The organism is Kibdelosporangium philippinense (genome assembly GCF_021390435.2).
Classification (GTDB): Bacteria; Actinomycetota; Actinomycetes; order Mycobacteriales; family Pseudonocardiaceae; genus Kibdelosporangium; species Kibdelosporangium philippinense.
In genome coordinates this window covers 679,569-697,387 of record NZ_JAJVCN010000002.1, presented here as the reverse complement: position 1 = coordinate 697,387, position 17,819 = coordinate 679,569, and the positions used below count along the sequence as shown (strand labels likewise).

Below are 17,819 nucleotides of genomic sequence, written 5' to 3'. Positions count from 1 at the left end.
GTGCCAACTCAGCGAGCCGACGGCGCGACTTTGGTGTGCGTCTTCCTGTTGATGCTGCTGATGATCCCGGCCCGGTTGGTGATCAGCGGCATTCCGATGTCCATCACCCCGGCCACACTGGCCGGGCTCGCGCTCGGCGTGATCTGGTTCTGCTGTCAGATGGTGACCACGCTCGGCGTAGCGAAAGGGCGGAATCTCGCCAGGACAGCGCTTTTCCTGTACGCGATCTCGCAGTTGGCGACATACGGCTACGCGACTCGCAACTACCTCCCGATGGACGAACTGGAAGGCGCTGACCGGACGATCGTTGTGGTGTTCGGCACGATCTGTGTCGGCATCGCCGTGTGCGACGGCGTGAAGAACCTGATGCGCCTTGACATGCTGCTGAAGGTTATGACAGTCCTGATCGGAATCGTCGCGTTCATCGGCTTCCTGCAGTTCGCCACCGGCTTCGACATCACCAAGTACCTTGCCGTTCCTGGCCTTCGGCCGGTGACCGATGACGGTTTCGTGTTGGAACGGGCGACTTTCCGCAGACCTGCCGGGACGACCGGGCATCCGATCGAGTTCGGTGTGGTGTGCGCGATCGGTGTCCCGTTCGCCGCGCACTACGCATATCGGGCAAAGGAAGCCGGTCTCAAGGCTGGCAAGTGGTGGTTCTGCCTCGCGATCATCGCGGCAGGCGCGGTGGTCTCGTTGTCCCGCTCAGCGATCCTCGGCATGTTGCTCGGCGGCCTGGTCCTGTTGATCGGTTGGACGGGCAAGCGGCGGGTGCAGGCGTTGATCGCGGCGGCCGGGTTCCTCGTCGTGCTCAGGTTGGTCGTGCCCGGTCTGATCGGCACGCTCTACAGCCTCTTCGACAACATCGGTGACGATCCGAGTATCGAGGGCCGGACCGATGACTACGAGTCAGCAGGTGCGCAGATCGCCAAACACATGCTGCTCGGACGGGGCAACGGAACCTATCTTTCGGAGAAGTACGGTCCGCTGGACAACCAGTATCTCGGCACGCTCGTCCAGAATGGCTACATTGGACTGATCCTGCTGGTTTTCCTGTTCCTCGCCGGGATGTACTCGGCCGCCAAGGTCCGGGCGATCAGTCCGGACCCGGTCGTGCGTGATCTGGCGCTGTCGTTGCTGGCGGCGCAATCCATCGTGGCGCTCGGGGCCGCCACGTTCGACCTGCTGTGGTTCTCCACCGCGACCGGCCTGACGTTCGTCCTCGTCGGCGCGAGCGGTGCGTTGCTGCGTGCGGTCAAAGCACAAACCCCTGTCCTGCCACCAATGTGGGAAGCAGTCCGATGACGCAGTTGGCTACCCGCCGGTCGACCCTGGTGTTCGACTGGCTCAGCGCTCGAAGCAAGCAGATCGCCATCGCCGCGATCGGACTGAGCCTGTTGCTGGCCGGTGGTTACGGAATCATGCTCGGCAACGAGCTACGTTACTCCGACGAGCACATCTACCTAGAGCTGACCCAGTCACTTGTAGACGGCCGCGGCTTCGCGTTCGGCACCGACTCGACAGCATACCGGCCACCGGGATATCCGTTCCTGCTGCTGCCTTTGCATCTGGTGAGTGGCGGCAACGTGTTCGTCATGCGGCTATTGGGAATCGCGTGCCTCGCCGGTGCGGTGTGGTTCGGCTATCTGCTGGCGCGGCGGATCTCGCCGGTCGCGGGTGCGCTCGTCGCTGTCGTGACCGCGGCCTACCCGTTGTTCGTGTACACGGCGACTGCCCTCTATCCGCAGATGCCCGCACTGTTCCTGCTGCTGATGACGCTGGAGTTCGGCGTGCGCGCCAGGGATCGTTGGGTGTGGGCAATCCCCAGTGGACTGTCGGCCGGATTCCTGACGATCACGGTTCCGTCTTTCGCTCCGACCTTGCTCCTTCTCGCGATCTTCATCGGGTGGCGGGCGAGGAAGTCGATCGCGGTGCTGTTGGTCGCGGCGGCCATCATCCCTGGGCTGTGGTGCATTCGTAACGCCGTGGTGATGGGCGCGTTCATTCCAGTGTCCACAAACAACGGCGTGAACCTGTTGCTCGGCAACAACCCCAGTGCCACCGGGAGCAGTGGGACCAGTGTGGACGTGGTGGCGTACGAACAACGGGCCAAGGAGCTGAACCTGGACGAGGTCGGGATCGACTCGTTCTACAGCGAGCAGGCGGTCGAGTGGATCACTTCGAATCCCGCTCAGGCGGCCGGGTTGTACGTCGCCAAGGTCGCGCACAACTTCGCGTACAGCGACACGCTGAAAACCGAAAGCCAGGGCGCCTCGGATCTGCTGGCCGCGTTGAGCTACTACCCACTGCTCGCACTGGCAGTACTCCGGATCATGATCTCCAAACGCTTCCCGCTCCGCGGAGTGGACAAACTCTGTCTATGGGCAATCGTGCTGAACGTCCTGTTGCTGGCGGTTTTCTTCACCAGGATCCGGTTCCGGGTTCCGCTGGATGAACTCACGATCATCCTCGCGGTGTCCACTGTGGTCGTCTGGTGGGACAGGCGGCGAATCGCGTGACCACGACCAAGCCTCCGATCCGCAAAGCACTGCGGATGAGCCTGCTCAACACCGTAGTGGGCAAGCTCGGCACGTTCGTCACCGGGATCGTGCTGGCCAGGCTGCTCACGCCGCACGACTTCGGTGTGTACGCCATCGCGTTCGTCGCGTTGATCGCTTTGCTGTCGCTGAACGAACTCGGCGTGAGCCTGGCGATTGTCCGCTGGCCCGGTGATCCGGAACGCATCCGGCCGACGGTCACCACGATCTCGGTCGTCACCAGCGTGTTCGTCTACGCGATGTGCTGGTTCGGTGCGCCTGTCTTCGCGGCAGCGATGGAAGTCCCCGAAGCTACTGGTGTGGTTCGGGTCTTGTGCGTCGGTGCTTTGGTCGACGGTCTCACGTCACCCGTGGCACAGTTGATGAACCGCGAGTTCAAGCAAGGGCTGCGGTTGTTTGTGGACCTGTCGAACCTGCTCGTGACGACTGGGCTAACCGTGTCTCTGGCCGCGACTGGGCATGGCGCGTGGAGCCTGGCGTGGGGTCAGATCGCCGGTAACGCCGTTTCGTCACTGGTGCTGTTCTCGTTGAGCCGTAAGTGGCCGAAGCTTGGTTTCGATCCCAAACTGGCTCGCGAGCTGATCGCGTTCGGCTTGCCGTTGGCCGGTGCCAGCTTGCTGATGATGGCAATGTGGAACGTCGACAAGGTGTTCACCGGACCCATGCTCGGCGCCATCGCCCTCGGCCTTTACCTGCAGGCGTTCAACCTGGCTTCTTGGCCGGTCAACGTGTTCTCGGTGGTTGTCCGGCGGGTGTCACTGGCCGCGTTCGCGCGTGTGCAGGAAAATCCAGCGGAACGCCAGGCTGTCTTCGCCAAGATGGCCATGCTTCTGGCCATTCCAACGCTGCCGGTGTGCACGGTCCTTGGTTTGCTGGCGTTGCCCGTCGTGACCACTTTGTACGGACAGCCGTGGGCCGGTTCGGCGGTTGCCTTGCAGTTCCTCGCATTGCTTGGGGTTGTCCGGGTCGCTTCGGAGCTGGCGTACGATTTCCTGGTGGCCCTTGGCCGTTCTCGCACGACGTTATGGCTTCAGGCGGGGTGGCTTGTTGCCCTCTTGGTGTGCCTGCCGATCGGCGCGTGGCTCGGTGGCATCGAAGGTGTAGGCATCGCGCACGCTGCCGTGGCGCTGCTCGTGGTCCTGCCTGCGTACGCGATGGCCGTAGCTAGGACAGGGATTTCGGTCCGGGCGCTGGCCGCCCCTCTCGCGCGGCCAGTGCTCGGTGCCGTGTGCATGGTCTTGGTGATCCTGGTGATCCGCTGGTGCACCGAACCGTCCGTGCTACAACTACTCCTTGGTGGCGCCTTGGGATTGCTGGCTTACCTGCCCGCAGTCTGGCCGTTGCGCAAAACGCTCGGTGCCCTCAAGTAGGAACTCGGTGGCCGCGGCGGTCGTACATGGATCGTCGGTGAACATGTAGACGCCATGGCCTGCTTGATCGGCAGTCACCAACCTGGCGCCCAAAGCCTTGCTCATGGCTTTCGCACCACGCAACGGCGTCGCGGGGTCCTTGGTGTTCTGCAGCACCAAGACCTTCGACTGCGCCCGGCGAATCTCGACTGGTTCGACGGACGGCACTGGCCAGAACGCGCACGGCCAGATATTGGCCGACAAGCCGTTGGCGATCGGGTATCGCTGCATCGACAACAGCACATCCCGTTGGTACTGCGCAGGATCACGCGGCCACTTGCCTTCGTTGCAGGCTATCGCCCACCACACCGCTGACGACGTGGCGCTCTTGAGGCCCGGCGGCCCAACGTTGCCGGACTTCAGAAGTGCCAGCAGGTCCGGATACCCTTGCTCTGAATACAGCATGCTGCGCACCCGGCTACGGAACGGATTGCCCAACTCGGTGGCGAGCCGCAGATATGTCTCGCGGACGGGGATCCCGGCCCACTGTTCAAAGTGGTCGAACGACTCCTCGATAGCCGGTCCCCACGACTGAAATGCCGTACGCCATACAGCCCCGGGATCAACCGCACTGTCGAGCAGGAACCGATCGGCACGACTGGGAAACAGGGTGGTGTAGACCGCACCGAGGTACGTGCCATATGAGACACCGAGGTACGAGATCTTGCGTTCACCCAAGGCGATCCGGATCCGGTCCATGTCCCGGGCGGTGTTCTCGGTAGTGATGTGCGGCAGCACGTTGCCGTCGTGCTCGAAGCACTGCTTAGCCATCTGGCGGGCGTAGACGACGTTCTGGGAGATATCGCCGTTCGAAGCCGGGTAGGGAAAGACTTTCACCGCCTGCCGCTGCTCATCCGTCAACCCGCAGGTCACCGGCGCACTGCGGCCGGTGCCACGGGGATCGAAGCCGATCAGGTCGTAGCTTTCCGCCAGCCTCGAATGCTCACTGACCCAGGCCGGCTCCGCCAGCCCAGCGTCTCCAGGTCCGCCTGGGTTGAGCAGCAGAACTCCACGCCTGACGTGAGTGGCCTTCTTTCGGGACACCGCTATGTCGATCTTGGTACCGGACGGTCTGCGGTAGTCGAGCGGGACGCTGACCGTCGTGCATTCGAGGTCGCCGAGGCACGGCTGCCAACGCTGGGACGCGTGGGCAGTCCCGGTGACCAGCCGCGCGACCAGAGCCCCCGCTATCAACGCCTGGATTATTCGCATGACCCCGAAGTGTTCCGGCTGACAGGAGCACAGTCAGTAATGCTGAACTGTCGGCTCGTGGTGGACCTAAGCCCACCCGCGTTGCGGTTTCAGCAACAAAAGTTGCTCGTCTGCCGTGGGCCGACGCATCCTCGAAACCATGGGACACGATGTGATGGACGAGGCCTTCTGGGACGACATGTACCGGGAGACCACCCGCAAATGGAGTGGCAAGCCCAACCCGCAGCTGGTTGCCGAGGTGACCGACCTCAAGCCTGGCACCGCGCTTGACGTCGGCTGCGGCGAAGGCGCTGACGCGATCTGGCTGGCCGAACACGGCTGGCAGGTGACCGGCGCGGACGTCTCCAGAGTCGCTTTGGAACGTGCGGCGGAACACAGCGATGAGGTCAAGTGGCTGTATCTCGACCTGACCAAGGAAACCGCACCGGACAAGTACGACTTGGTGACTGCCCACTATGTACACCTGCGGCCCAAAGTGGACATGGAACTGGTCTACCGGCGAATCGCCGAAGCCGTCGCGCCCGGTGGCACGTTGTTGATCGTCGGGCATGACAAGCAGGAGACGCACCGGCACGAGATCGATGTCCCCGACGACATCTTCTTCGACGCCGAAGACATCACTTCACTGCTGGCACCGGACGAATGGGGGATCGAGGTGGCCGAGACCCGCAAGCTGGCCAACCCGGATCACCGCATGTACGACTTCGTGTTCAAGGCTTCCCGCGTGAAACCACGATAGGCGTGGCGTTGGCGTCGTCGGTCAGTGCCGTCCCACGCCATCTCTGGTACTTGGTTCGGACCTTCGTCGCCAGGACGCCGCTGCCCGAACGGACGAGCTCGGCCGCGACCGCACCGGTCGCGGGCCTTGTCCTGGCAGCGAACAGGTATTCGTCCTCCTGCACGCGGGCGGCGCGGGTCAGCGCGAACCGGTCGACGACCAGCTCACGGGCGAACTCACCGAGCAAAGCTCGACGGTCACGCGAATCCAGCAGCTGCCCCAAGTGCTTGCGCAGATCCGGTACGCCGTTGCCGCCAAGGCCGTACCAACCCTGCTTGAGGAACAGCGGCGCGGTGTCGGACGTCAACAGCTCGCTGAACCCTTGCTCACCCACAACCACAAGTGGCTTCCCGAAGGCCATACCACGCAGTGCCGAGCCACCTTGCCCGACGATCACATCGGCGGCCGCATAGGCGGGACGCGGATCTGGAATCTCGCCGGTCAGCCGGACAACCGTACGCCCGGCCAGCGCGTTCGCTCTGGCAGCACGAGCTTCGATCTCACCGCGGGACCTGCCGTCCCCGACCAGGACCAGCTGCACCTTGTGGCCTGCCGCGGCCAAAGCGCCAACGGCGTCACAGGCCGCGAGGAGGCCTTCGAGTTTCAGCTCAGGCACAAGTCGGCAGATCATCGCGACGAGCACTTCGCCCTGCGGGATTCCATGTTCCTTGCGGAACGCGCGCCCGTCGACCGAGGGATGGTCGGCGTCTGTGTCCACAGGCGGCTCCAGCAATGTCACGCGGTGGTGCCCTGTCGCCAAAGTGGCTTCGCGGATAGCTTCGGTGCCCACGACCAATGGCACGGTCCTGGGGAAGAACGGGACGACGGACATCGACATCACTGTGCCGACGACCGGCGTATGCCAGCGCAGGCCTGGCCCGAAGAAGGCTTCGATGACCGGCGGCCATTCGTAGCCGTGCACGACATGGATTCGTCGCTTTTGGACAGTACGGACCAGGGTGGCGAGGACTTCCGGTGAGGGATTGCGGCGGTTGCGCGGGATCTCGATGTGTTCGAGGCCCAGGTCGTGCACCTTCTTCACCAGCGGACCTGGTTCGGAGAGCACGATCACCTCATGCCCTCGGTCGCGGACCGCACCGGCCAGCTGGATGGCGTTGAGCTGCGATCCGCCGATCTCCATGGCGTGCGGGTAGACCAGGATCCGCATCAGGGCATCACCCACCGCTCGTCCGGCAGCAGAACGCGGTCCCGCACGCCCGGCTCGCAGGCCACCAGGCCAGCTTCGGGCAGTTCGTAGACCAGGTCGATCGCACCGAGGACGGGCACGCCGTCCACGTCTTTGCCGTGCAGAGCGGGGTCGTCGTCGAGGAACCCGACCGGAATCCACGCGTATGGCCGCCGTCGGACGGCTGCTAACGCCGCCCTGGCGCGGTCACCTGCGCCAAGCAGGAGTATGGGAGCCACGCCTTGACCATCGTTGGGACAGCCCAGTTTCTTACCGCTCATCGGACTAAACCGGCCAGTCGGGTGAAAGTCTCCGCTCTTGCCGCCCAGGAATGGCTTGCCGCAACGGAACGTCGCTGGCCGACCACGTCCGGCGACGCCCGGTCGATCGCCGCTTGCACCACGGCGTCAGCGAATTCGGCCGGGTCACCGCCGATCTGGATGCTGTCCGTCTCACTGGCCAAGCGCTTGCTCGCGGGCAAATCCGTACTCACCACGGGAAGTCCAGCCGCGAGGTACTCCAACGTCTTGAGCGGGAAGGAAGCCCGGTTGAAGGCGGTGTCCGCATAAGGCGTCAGGCCGACATCGATCCTGGCGAACCATTGCGGCAACTCCTCGAACGGCACCGCGTCCACATGATGCACGTTCGGCCGGTTCAGCAAACCGTCCGATCTGCCCGGTTCCCAATCAGGCTCACGTGGACCGACCAGCAGCAGTCCCAACCCGGTGTCCGCCACCGCTTCCAGCAACGAGATGTCGATCCGGTCGCTGAGTTGCCCAACCAGCCCGGCAATCCGCGCGGGGAAACCTTCCGGAACTGGTCCAGGATCGGACAACACCTGATACGGCAAGGGGTCGCAGCCATTGGGAAAGACGATCGGATGTGCCCCTAGTTCACGCCAGCGCTCGGCCAGTTCCGGGCCGACGGCGAGCACCAGATCCGCGCGGGCAATTGCTTCCCGCTCTTCCCTCAGCACGAAGTGCGCGTCCTGGTTCATCAAAGACGCACCGGCGACCCAGTCGTCCGTGCCGTACAACACGTCCACAACACGATCTCCCCACCTGCCGAGGAGATCGTGTTGCGTGCACGCGATGAACACGTCCGGCCTGCGCCGCGATTTCCGTAGCGCCCACCCGATCTGGGCCCGGACCATCGGCCAGGTCAGCGACCTGATGCCTGGTCTGGTCCAGCCGGGCGGGCCGACCGGCGTCAGCCGGGCGATCCGGGGAGTGAGCGGCCGCAGTCGCGGCCGCCACATCCTGCCTGCCTTGCCACGGAACCGGTCCGGCGTCACCGGGGACACCGGCGGATCCACCCAGAGCACGTCGGCGTGGCGGGTCAGGGACTCGGCCAGTTGCCGTTCCGAGCCCTTGACCCCATCCCACGTCACTCCGGACGCGACGACTACCAGTGGCCTCATGGTGTGAAGACCACGTCCACCCAGTAGTTGCCGCCTTGGTAGGTCGATGTCGGGAAGCCCGGCCCGACCTTGTAGACACCGTTGGCGTTACCCGGCCCGGTCAGTGGCGAGCTCAGCGGGACACTCGTCACCGCGGTCCGGTTGAAGTAGCCGCCATCCGCCGCGTACCGGCCGTTCGGCGCGGTGTACGAGGCCACATAGCTCTGTCCAGCTTGGACTGCTACCGGTGTCGCGAAGGTCAGGGTCTGCCAGCCCGTCGCCGTCTCGTTGGTGAATGTGCCGGTGGCCAACTGCTGGCCGCCCGCTGTCCACAACGAACCGGTGTGCGTGCCGGTGTTGCCCGTTCCCTTGTAGAACTTCACGGCCGTGATGAACCCGTTCGCCGAGGTGCTGAACCTGACACCGAGTTCGTAGTTGCCCGGGTCGTTCTCCGCGGTGACCGTTGGCACGGTCGCCTCACTGAACAGGGTGCACGGGCACGTCTGCGTGAGTGTCGTGGTGAACGACCATGTCGTGGCGGTCGGCATGATGTTGCCGTTCACGTCAGCGATCTTGAGGCTGGCCGTGTACGACGCACCGGCTGTCAGGCGGGCCGCCGGGGTCCACGAAACTGTCTTCTGGTCCGCGGACAACGACAGCGTGCCGTTCAGCTTGGCGCCACCGGAATCCTTGACGGTGTACTGCGCCGTCGCCAGATCCACTGGCTCATTCAGGGTCGCGCTGACCGGAGCTGTCAACGAAACACCCGTACCTGCGTTCGGCGGGTTCGTGCTGGTGACCGTCGGCGGTGTGCTGTCGCCGTTGGCACCGGCCTGCCAGATCACGTCGACCCAGTAGTTGGTGTTGCCGTATGAGTTGGTCGGGAATCCGCCGCCGGAACCGTAGCGATACACACCGTTGCTGCCGTCAACACCGCTTGGCAACGCGTGCATTGCTCCGTAGTCGGCGCCTACTCCGTTGAAGAAGCCGTTCGTGCCGGAGTACCGGCCGTTGGGCGCGTAGTAGGAGACAACGTACGTCGTTCCGGATTGGACACTCACCGGCGTGTTGAACAACAGCGTCTGCCAGCCGCCGCCCGACTCGTTGGTGAACGTGCCGGTGGCCAGGCGTGTCCCGCTGGCGGTCCACAATGAACCGGTGTGGGTGCCGGTGTTGCCTGGTCCCTTGTAGAACCGGATGCCGTGCACCATGCCGCGGCTGTCGAAGCGAACCTTGGTACCCAGCTCGACCGCGGCCGGATCGTTCACCGCAGGCGTTGCCGGAGTGGCGAAGTCGTCCCAGATCGTGCACGGGCACTGCGCCGGGCGCGGATTACCTGTTGTGAACGACCAGTTGTACGGCGGGTTCGGGATCGAGTTACCCGCGTTGTCCGACGCACGGACCGAAGCGGTGAACGTCGTTCCCGACGCCAACGGCTGGTTCGGCGTGAACGTCGCGATCTTGCCGTCCCCGGACAGTGCGTACGTTCCTGGCACGGTGCCGCTCGGACCCGTGAGGGAGAACTGCAGCGATGCCGGGGCGAGCGGTTCGTCGAAGCTGATCGTCGGCTTGACATCCAGTGCGACGCTGCCGCCGTTGGTCACCGGACTGTTCGACGCCACAAGCGGGGCGCGCGTGTCCGGGCCGGGGTCGTAGCCGTACACGACGTCGACCCAGTAGTTCGCGTTCTGGTAACTGCGGTCCGGGAAGCCGGACGCGCCCACCTTGAACATGCCGTTCGGATTGGTCTCGGTGCCTTGCAAGGCAGTCAGCGGTTCCAAACCGGTCGACGAGTTCGTGAAGTAGTTCGCGTCAGCCGCGTAATGCCCGGTATTCGTGTGGTACGAGGCGATGTACGTGGTGTTGGCGTTGATGGCGACCGACTCGGGGAAGGCCAGCGTCTGCCAGCCCAGCGCGGTCTCGTTGAGGAAAGTGCCAGTCGCCAGGAGCGTGCCGGTCGTTGTCCACAGTGAACCGGTGTGCGAGCCGGTGTTTCCGACTCCCTTGTAGAACCGGACACCGCGCACGTAACCGTTCGAGGCTGCCTGGAACTTCACGCCCAGCTCAAGCGCTGTCGTCTCACCGGAGTCCGGCGTCGCGGGAACGGCGTTGTCCGGCCAGATGCTGCACGGGCACGCCCGCGGGTTGACCGTGACATTGCGGGTGGTCTCACCCGACAGGTTCGCCGAGTCGTCGACCGCACGGACCCGGAAGGTCGCCGGACCGGACTTCGACGGCGTGTAGACGTAGTTCCATGTGGATGATCCCGCCAGCCAGCTGGCCGAGTGCCACGAGGTTCCGTCGACCGAGATCTCGACACCGGCAGGCCTGCCGCCCAAGTCGCTGACGGTTCCGGTGATGGTGTACGGCGTACCGACGATCGGAGACAGTGTTGCTCCAATAGCGACAATCGGTGCCGTCGTGTCGGTCGTCATCGTGGCTGGTGTGATGTCTCGTGGCGTACGCGGCTGGACGTTGTCCATGTCCGCCAGCAGGTTCGCGGTCGCCTGCCTGATCCGCGGATCGGCTGTGTCGCCGCGGTTACGGATGTGCTTGTTCTCAAGTCCCCACGACCACTGCACCGACCCGGCGGCGAAGATCAGCGCGCCGCTGGACTGGTGTTTGTAGAGCGTCAACGCGTGGGTCTTCGTGCCAGGAGCGTAGACATCGCCCTCGTTCTGCAGGACGTAGTTCCCGTCGTTCATGGTCACCGTCGTCCGGGAGAGCTGCGCGACACCCGGCGGCTGGAAACCGTTCTCCTCAACGGTGTCCCACTCGTACCCAAGGGTTCCGGGATTGAAGACGTACGCCTCGTTCGGCTGGGTTCCCATGGGCGGGGTGTTGCGCCACAAGCGTTGTTGACGGTTTCCTGCTGGGACAACCAACTGGTCCCAGCGTTCACCGTTGACCGTGAAGATCTGGCCAAGCAAGGCGTTCTCCGGCCTGCCACCATCCTTCGGCGGGCTCTTGCGGCCGTCGCGCCACGTTCCGGTCCACTCGGTCGGGTGGGGATCGACCTGGCCAGGCTTGGTTTCCTTGTAGCAGACCAAGGTACGCCAGTTCGTGGCCGGACCGGCCTGGCTCTGCTCCCACCTTGTCTTCCAGAAGATCTCGTTGCCGGTCATGAAGGCCATGTTCACGCCGTTGTTCCTGGCGTCCTCGACGGCCGCGCGCTGCTCGTTCGACCAGTACTCGTCATGGCCGACCGGCATGTACACCTTGTGGTTCTTCAGCAGATGGCCGCGCCGGGACATGTCCACATTGGTGGTGTAAGTGACGTCGTAGCCGTTCTTCTCCAGCCACAGCAACATCGGGTACTCGGCGTTGAAGAAGAAGTTCTCCTGCTCGCCACCGATCACCGGGCGGTTGTAGCTGACCTTGTAGGCCGAGCCGCCGTTGCCCTGTGCCGTTCCACTGTAGAAACTGTTGCCCTTGCGCGATTCGTTCGGGCTCGGCCGGTTGCCGAACGTGTTGTACGCCTGCCAGGTGGCGTCCGCGGTCTGGAACATGATGTCGGATGTGCTCGCGTCGTCACGCACGACGAAGACAATGTCACTCTCGCCGATGACACCGTTTCCGTATTCACGGCGGAGCACGGTGTAATAAACTCCGGAAACCATTCCATTGGGCACAGTCCAGGTCATCGACGTGGACCAGTTTCCACAGTCGACAATTCCGGTGTCCTGCCCGACAGGGACATTGTCCTCGTAACAGTTCGGCTGGTCGATCGTATTGACGACTTGAACGTTGTCCACGATCTTCCGGGCACCGGCGCCGCCGTAGTAACCAAGCCGGTAAATGTCGTACCGGAACGTCGGCGCATCGGTATCGACCTTGAATCTGACCGTTTCACCGACGGTGTAGCTGATGTTGTCGGTGAACCCGACGATCGTGTCGTCGATCGCGGTGATCATCCAGTTGCCGTCGTTGTTCGGCGCTTTGAGGTTCTCGCAGGCAGCCGGGTTCGGCGGCGCGGGCGGCGGCGCGCACGGCGCGGGTGTCTCGGCGACGGCCGTCGCGCCGGTCAAAACGCCCAGGGCGGTCACATTGGCGGCGATTACCGCGACACCGACAAAGTGCGCGATTCTTCGCCGCGATCGTCTGAATACCGAACGCATTGTTCCGCCTTCCAACCCGCACCTCTTCACCCCTGTTGTCGTTCAAAAAATCGGCTGTCCGGCAGTTGATGTTACGACTTTCGGGGTAGATCGCCCCAAAGGGTGGTCAAGCTTTGGTCACAGTGCTTGCGTAAAGAAACTCGTGAGGTCACCGAATGGCGAACTCACGAGTTTCTTTCTGCCGCGGCCGGGGGTCAACCGCAGCTGACCAGTAGCGGGGTGAGCACCCTGCACGTGGTCGACGCCGAATCGTTGGCGCTGTTGGGATCATTCGGACTCGACGCGGTCCTCGTTGCCGAGAACTGATACGGCAGTCCGATGTAGAGCAGTCCAAGCGGGACGGAGAACGTGGCCGTCGCGCTCGAGCCAACGGCGAGTTCGCCGAACGTGCAGACCGGAACCGATCCGCCCGTGCAGTTGGTGCCCGCGTTCGACGTCAGGCCACGGGTGAGCGCGCCACGCACCTCGGCGGAACGCAACTTGCCCGGCCCCTTGTTGGTGACTCGCACAGTCACGTCGACCTTCGGTACCAACAGGCTTTGCTTTGGCGTCGCGGTGATCCCGACCGCGACATCGGCCTGGTTGAACACGGTCAACGTGCCGAAGTCAACAGGGAAGATCCCGTAGTTGCGCCCGAAAAGCTGGGCCTGCAACGTGTGCGTGGCATCAACCGCACCTGGCTTGACTCTCAGGGTGAACGTGGCAGTCTGCGATTCGAAACCACTCATCGCTTCCGCAAGGATCGCCTGGTATCCGATCGGTCCACTTGGACCATCCAAAGTGGCACACGAGGCCACCATCACACCGGTGCAGCTGACCAACTCGGCGTAGTCGGTCAACGCGGTCGGCGTGCTGAGCACCCGGATGGTCGGGTTGAGAATGCTGAACGAATGGATGTTGTGGACGGTCTCGGTGATGGTGAAGGTGTCACCCGGTTGGACTTCGTTGGGTGACACGGTCGCTTCGACCTCGACTGGATCCGCGTACGCGGGCGTCGCCGCGGACAACGCGGTGATGACTGCTGCGACAAGCAGAATGGGCCTGATCCTCATTGGCGAGTTCCCATCTCAGTAGGCCCCCTGCCCGGTTACCACGGCCCGCACCGTCTTCCACAGGATCACTGCGTCAAGGGTGAGCGACCAATCCTCCACGTACCGCAGGTCCAGCCGGACCGATTCCTCCCATGGCAGATCACTGCGGCCACTGACCTGCCACAGGCCAGTCATCCCCGGCTTGACCAGCAACCTGCGCCGCACGTCCGGACCGTATTTCTCGGTCTCCTCCGGCAATGGCGGCCGTGGCCCGACCAAGGACATCGACCCGGTCACGACGTTGAACAACTGTGGCAACTCGTCAAGCGAGTACCGGCGCAGCACCGCGCCGACCCTCGTCACCCTTGGGTCCTTGCGCATCTTGAACAACGGGCCGAAGCCTTCGTTGGTGAGCGTGCCGCGCATCTTGTGCGCGTCCTTCACCATCGTCCTGAACTTGATCATCATGAAGGTCTTGCCGTCCTTGCCGACCCGGCGCTGGCGGTAGAACACCGCGCCACGGCTGTCGAGCAGGATCAGCAGGCTGATCAGCAAAACCAAGGGAGAGAACAGGGTGAGCAGCAAGGCTGAGCCGACCCGGTCGACGATCTCCTTGACCACTCGGCGTGCACCGGAGAAAACGGGCGCACTGACACGTAACAACGGCATCCCGAGCACCGCGCTGACGTGTAATCGCGGGCCGGCGACTTCCATCAGCACGGGCGCGACGACCATCTCGGCCTCGCTGCCTTCGAGATTCCACGCCAGCTCCTGCAGCCGTCGCGGGGTCCAATATGGATCCGACGCGATCGCGACGACGCGGTAGCCACCACGCCGCACGTGCTCGGCAAGATCCTTCAACCGCCCGACAACGGGAACGCCTTCGAGATCGGCGCCGTCACCCCGACCGTCGAAAGTGCAGACTGCCTCGACACGCCAGCCGATATGCGGTGTCTGTTTTGTACGCACGATCAGGTCACGCGCGGTTTCCGTGCTGCCAGCGACCAGGACCGGCAGCATGTACTTGCCTTCTTTGCGCGACTTGTGCAAGAACCGGCGCAAAAGATAGCGCTGTGGGAACGAAAGCAGCGCGATCGCCGGGATCGCTACGAACACCCAAAGCCGGATGTTCGTCGAATCGACCGCGAGGCCGCCGAGCGCGAGCACGACAGCGGCGGAGAACAATCCGCGACCGAGCCTGCCGAACTCGTCCGCACCGTGGCCAAGAACATTCGGGCTCCACGCCCGGTTCATCAACAGGGAACACAGGACCAGCGCCACCGTGGTCACGCCGAGCACGATCCACAAGTGTTGCCAGTTGTCGGAACCCCGCGCACCGAACAGCAATCCCACCACCGTGACGGAAAGCACAGTGGCCAGGACGTCGCTGAGCACAACCGAGCGGCGGTATCGCGGCTCCCAGGCCGCGATCGGCGCCTGACCGGGCTCACCAATCGGCAGCACGCGCCGCACCCTGTCCGGCGACAGGCGGCCGTGCACGCCATGGCGAGTCGGGCTGGCTTGCTCACCCATCGTCAGATCCCCCCGGCGTTCGGGTTCGGGCAAAGGCTTTCCCGACGGACGATCCTGAGGATCACCCGCTGGCGTTCGCAAAATCATTGGTACGTAACGAATCAGTGTCGGCGCTGCGGTGCGTCGCCAAACCATGAGTCGTTCGGCCAGTTCCGGCCGTTACGCACTGGGTTAACCGGTTTTTTCGGTGCGGCGGCACGAGTCTGGTCAGTGACTTGCCGACTGATCAACTCGACGGCGGCTCGATTCACCCGAAACGGTAAGAAAAACGGGCAAATGGCCCGCACACCCCCGGCGCGGGGTAGGCCGAATGGAGCCATGGATTACCAGCGGTGTTCATCGCGACACCGCGTGACGGCGGCCGAATACGCCCGTTCGTGTCAGTGTCAACCCGAGAATATTTACCTTTGTCATGTCTGCTGTTGGGACGAATGGCCGCGCGCCAACCGGCGTGGTGCCGCGTACCGCCGCAGCGCCGGGGCAACCGGGCGGCCGGCGAGCAGACCGGTCACGCTCCCGGCCTCCAACGCCTTGCAGTAGACCGACAACGCCTCGGCGGCAGCGTCCACTGTGTGCTGAACGTCCGCCGCGGTGTGCGCGGCCGAGATGACGAACGACTGCCCGAGCACCCCACGGCGCAACAACTCCTGGAGAAACAGTGTCCGAAACGCCTGGGACGGGTGCCCTTCGTGATCCTTGGTCGTGAAGATGAGGCAGGATGGCCTGCCGATCACCGAGACATGATCGGCAATGCCGAGTTCAGCCGCTGCTTCGTTGACCCCTGAGGCCAGCGCGGTGCCCGATCGTTCCATCGTTCCGATCGGATCCTCGCCCGCATATACCTTGACAACTGCCCGAAAAGCCGCGAGCGACACCGATTCCGGCCCGTGCGTGGTGGACAGCAGGAACACTCTCGGCTCACCGGTACGCAACCCGCCGAGCTCCATCAGTTCCCGTTTGCCAGCCAGCGCGGAGATCGGGAAGCCGTTGCCCATCGCCTTGCCCCAGCAGGACAAATCGGGTGTGACCCCGTAACACTTCTGCGCGCCCGAAGCCGACCAGCGGAAACCAGTGATCATTTCGTCGAAGACGAGCACGGTCCCGTGTTCGTCGCACAGTTTCCGCACGCCTTCCAGGAAACCTTCGCGTGGTTCGGCCAACGCGGTCGCCGCCTCGAGCACCACGGCGGCGATCTGTCCACTGTGTTCGGAGAACAGCGTTCGCAGCGATTCGAGGTCGTTGTACCGGAATCGACGGATTTGCCCGACCGTCGACTGTGGTATCCCCGCGTCCATAGCGGTCGTTCCGATGAACCAGTCATCCACGGAGTAGAACGGCTGATCGCAGATCGCGATCAGCTCACGCCCGGTCGCCGCACGGGCCAGCCGGATCGCCGCGGTCGTCGCGTCCGACCCGTTCTTGGCGAACTTCACCATGTCCGCGCCGGAAACCAGGCCAAGGAAGTCCTCGGCTGCCTTGAGCTCGAGTTCGGTCGGCCGGGAGAAGCTCAGCCCGTTGGCGAGTTCCTCGCGCACGGCCTCGATGACCGGCTCGTAGGCGTGTCCAAGCGTGACACTCCGCAGACCCATGCCGTACTCGACATAGGAGTTCCCATCGACGTCCCACACGGTCGCCCCTTTGCCCCTTGCCAGAACCGGGGCCATGCCGTCCGGATACTGGTCGGCACCGCGCGCATACGTGTGCGCGCCGCCAGGCACGAGATCGTGCAGGCGTTCCTGCAGCTCGTTGGACCTGCGGAAATCGTGGTTCACGTGCACAACCTCCCACACCTGGTAGCCGGGCTGACACTGAGCGGTAGCCTGCCTGCGTGGCAGAGCGGCGCGTACCAGTTGGCACGGTAGTGGTCGACGCCCTTACCGAGGCGGAGGTCGTCCACCAGGTGCGAGAGACCTGGCAGGACGGCGGCTGGATTCTCACGGCCAACGTCGACATCGTCCGCGCGATCAGCCGCGACCGTTCCCTCGCCGGGCTCGCCTCGTCCGCGACGCTGACCGTCGCCGACGGCATGCCACTCGTCTGGGCAGGCCGCATCGCGGGCAAAGAAATCCCCGAACGTGTGACCGGCAGCTCATTGGTGCACACCCTGAGCCACGCCGCCGCCCTCGACGGCAAGTCCGTCTTCCTGCTCGGCGGCGCCCCTGGCGTTGCCGAACGCGCAGCCGCCGTGCTGCAGTCGCAGTCGCCCGGGCTGAAGATCGCCGGGATCGCGGCGCCGCCCGTCGGTTTCGACCAGTGCGCGGACAGTCTGCAGTCGGTGATCGACTCGGTCGTGGTCGCCCAGCCGAGCCTTGTGCTGATCGGGATGGGTTTCCCGAAGCAGGAGAAGTTGATCCAGCGGCTGCGTGCGGTGATGCCGAACGCCTGGTACGTCGGGTGCGGCGCGGGCATTCCGATGGCGTCGGGCGACTCGCGGCGTGCGCCACGTTCGATGCAGAAGCTGGGCCTTGAATGGCTGCACAGGTTGGTGATGGAGCCGCGCCGGCTGGCCCGTCGCTACCTCAAGGACGACCTCCCTTTTGCGGTGCTGCTCCTAGCGAGTGCTGCCCTGCGGCGCGTTAGAGGGTGAACAGCCTG

The 17,819-nt window shown here is 64.1% G+C and carries 13 protein-coding genes; 5 read left to right on the top strand and 8 right to left on the bottom strand.

The genetic code is table 11. The annotated features are described in order from the left end of the window. The 3 genes from LWC34_RS22195 to LWC34_RS22185 are packed head-to-tail and all read left to right on the top strand — an operon-like array spanning position 1 to position 3,928. Entirely contained in the window at positions 1–1,305 is a 1,305-nt protein-coding gene (locus tag LWC34_RS22195; RefSeq protein WP_233727092.1) for an O-antigen ligase family protein, read from the top strand. Continuing rightward, positions 1,302–2,519, top strand: a complete 1,218-nt coding sequence (locus LWC34_RS22190) for a glycosyltransferase family protein (RefSeq protein ID WP_233727091.1) — start codon at positions 1,302–1,304, stop codon at positions 2,517–2,519. Before LWC34_RS22195 ends, LWC34_RS22190 begins: the two co-directional genes overlap by 4 nt. Beyond that, positions 2,516–3,928, top strand: a complete 1,413-nt coding sequence (locus tag LWC34_RS22185) for a lipopolysaccharide biosynthesis protein (protein ID WP_233727090.1) — start codon at positions 2,516–2,518, stop codon at positions 3,926–3,928. The genes LWC34_RS22190 and LWC34_RS22185 overlap by 4 nt, the downstream gene beginning before the upstream one ends. On the opposite strand, the gene LWC34_RS22180 is transcribed toward LWC34_RS22185, so the two are convergent. After that, positions 3,845–5,179, bottom strand: coding sequence for an alpha/beta hydrolase (locus tag LWC34_RS22180; RefSeq protein WP_233727089.1), 1,335 nt, complete (start codon positions 5,177–5,179; stop codon positions 3,845–3,847). The two genes, LWC34_RS22185 and LWC34_RS22180, sit on opposite strands and share 84 nt — an antisense overlap. A gap of 139 nt (positions 5,180–5,318) precedes the next feature. Here LWC34_RS22180 and LWC34_RS22175 point away from each other — a divergent pair, with 139 nt between their 5' ends. Then, positions 5,319–5,918 carry a class I SAM-dependent methyltransferase gene (locus LWC34_RS22175; RefSeq protein WP_233727088.1) on the top strand — a complete coding sequence of 200 codons (600 nt, stop codon included), beginning with the start codon at positions 5,319–5,321 and terminating at the stop codon, positions 5,916–5,918. On the opposite strand, the gene LWC34_RS22170 is transcribed toward LWC34_RS22175, so the two are convergent. The 7 genes from LWC34_RS22170 to LWC34_RS22140 all read right to left on the bottom strand — a co-directional run bounded on the left by LWC34_RS22170 (position 5,890) and on the right by LWC34_RS22140 (position 16,996). Next, entirely contained in the window at positions 5,890–7,125 is a 1,236-nt protein-coding gene (locus LWC34_RS22170) for a glycosyltransferase family 4 protein (RefSeq protein WP_233727087.1), read from the bottom strand. The genes LWC34_RS22175 and LWC34_RS22170 overlap by 29 nt on opposite strands. After that, positions 7,125–7,382, bottom strand: a complete 258-nt coding sequence (locus LWC34_RS22165) for a nucleoside-diphosphate sugar epimerase/dehydratase (RefSeq protein ID WP_233727086.1) — start codon at positions 7,380–7,382, stop codon at positions 7,125–7,127. Before LWC34_RS22165 ends, LWC34_RS22170 begins: the two co-directional genes overlap by 1 nt. A gap of 38 nt (positions 7,383–7,420) precedes the next feature. After that, complete coding sequence (locus tag LWC34_RS22160) at positions 7,421–8,563, bottom strand: glycosyltransferase (protein ID WP_233727085.1); 1,143 nt, start codon at positions 8,561–8,563, stop codon at positions 7,421–7,423. Beyond that, complete coding sequence (locus tag LWC34_RS22155; RefSeq protein ID WP_233727084.1) at positions 8,560–12,660, bottom strand: DUF4082 domain-containing protein; 4,101 nt, start codon at positions 12,658–12,660, stop codon at positions 8,560–8,562. Before LWC34_RS22155 ends, LWC34_RS22160 begins: the two co-directional genes overlap by 4 nt. 194 nt (positions 12,661–12,854) lie before the next feature. After that, on the bottom strand, positions 12,855–13,712 hold the full coding sequence (locus LWC34_RS22150; protein WP_233727083.1) for a COG1361 family protein: 858 nt from the start codon (positions 13,710–13,712) through the stop codon (positions 12,855–12,857). A 15-nt stretch (positions 13,713–13,727) separates the two neighbouring features. Further along, positions 13,728–15,224 (bottom strand): sugar transferase, encoded by a 1,497-nt coding sequence (locus LWC34_RS22145; protein ID WP_233727082.1) that lies wholly within the window; start codon positions 15,222–15,224, stop codon positions 13,728–13,730. A 410-nt stretch (positions 15,225–15,634) separates the two neighbouring features. Continuing rightward, entirely contained in the window at positions 15,635–16,996 is a 1,362-nt protein-coding gene (locus tag LWC34_RS22140) for a glutamate-1-semialdehyde 2,1-aminomutase (RefSeq protein WP_233727081.1), read from the bottom strand. A gap of 56 nt (positions 16,997–17,052) precedes the next feature. On the opposite strand from LWC34_RS22140, the gene LWC34_RS22135 reads away from it, so the two are divergent. Then, positions 17,053–17,811: a WecB/TagA/CpsF family glycosyltransferase gene (locus LWC34_RS22135; RefSeq protein ID WP_233727080.1), complete on the top strand. Its 759-nt coding sequence runs from the start codon at positions 17,053–17,055 to the stop codon at positions 17,809–17,811. Positions 17,812–17,819: the final 8 nt, after the last annotated feature.

Excerpts from the sequence above, each read along its gene's own strand:
- LWC34_RS22145 (WP_233727082.1), bottom strand. The coding sequence starts at position 15,224 with ATGGGTGAGCAAGCCAGCCCGACTCGCCATGGCGTGCACGGCCGCCTG.
- LWC34_RS22180 (WP_233727089.1), bottom strand. The coding sequence starts at position 5,179 with ATGCGAATAATCCAGGCGTTGATAGCGGGGGCTCTGGTCGCGCGGCTG.
- LWC34_RS22150 (WP_233727083.1), bottom strand. The coding sequence starts at position 13,712 with ATGAGGATCAGGCCCATTCTGCTTGTCGCAGCAGTCATCACCGCGTTG.
- LWC34_RS22160 (WP_233727085.1), bottom strand. The coding sequence starts at position 8,563 with ATGAGGCCACTGGTAGTCGTCGCGTCCGGAGTGACGTGGGATGGGGTC.
- LWC34_RS22190 (WP_233727091.1), top strand. The coding sequence starts at position 1,302 with ATGACGCAGTTGGCTACCCGCCGGTCGACCCTGGTGTTCGACTGGCTC.
- LWC34_RS22175 (WP_233727088.1), top strand. The coding sequence starts at position 5,319 with ATGGGACACGATGTGATGGACGAGGCCTTCTGGGACGACATGTACCGG.
- LWC34_RS22170 (WP_233727087.1), bottom strand. The coding sequence starts at position 7,125 with ATGCGGATCCTGGTCTACCCGCACGCCATGGAGATCGGCGGATCGCAG.
- LWC34_RS22155 (WP_233727084.1), bottom strand. The coding sequence starts at position 12,660 with ATGCGTTCGGTATTCAGACGATCGCGGCGAAGAATCGCGCACTTTGTC.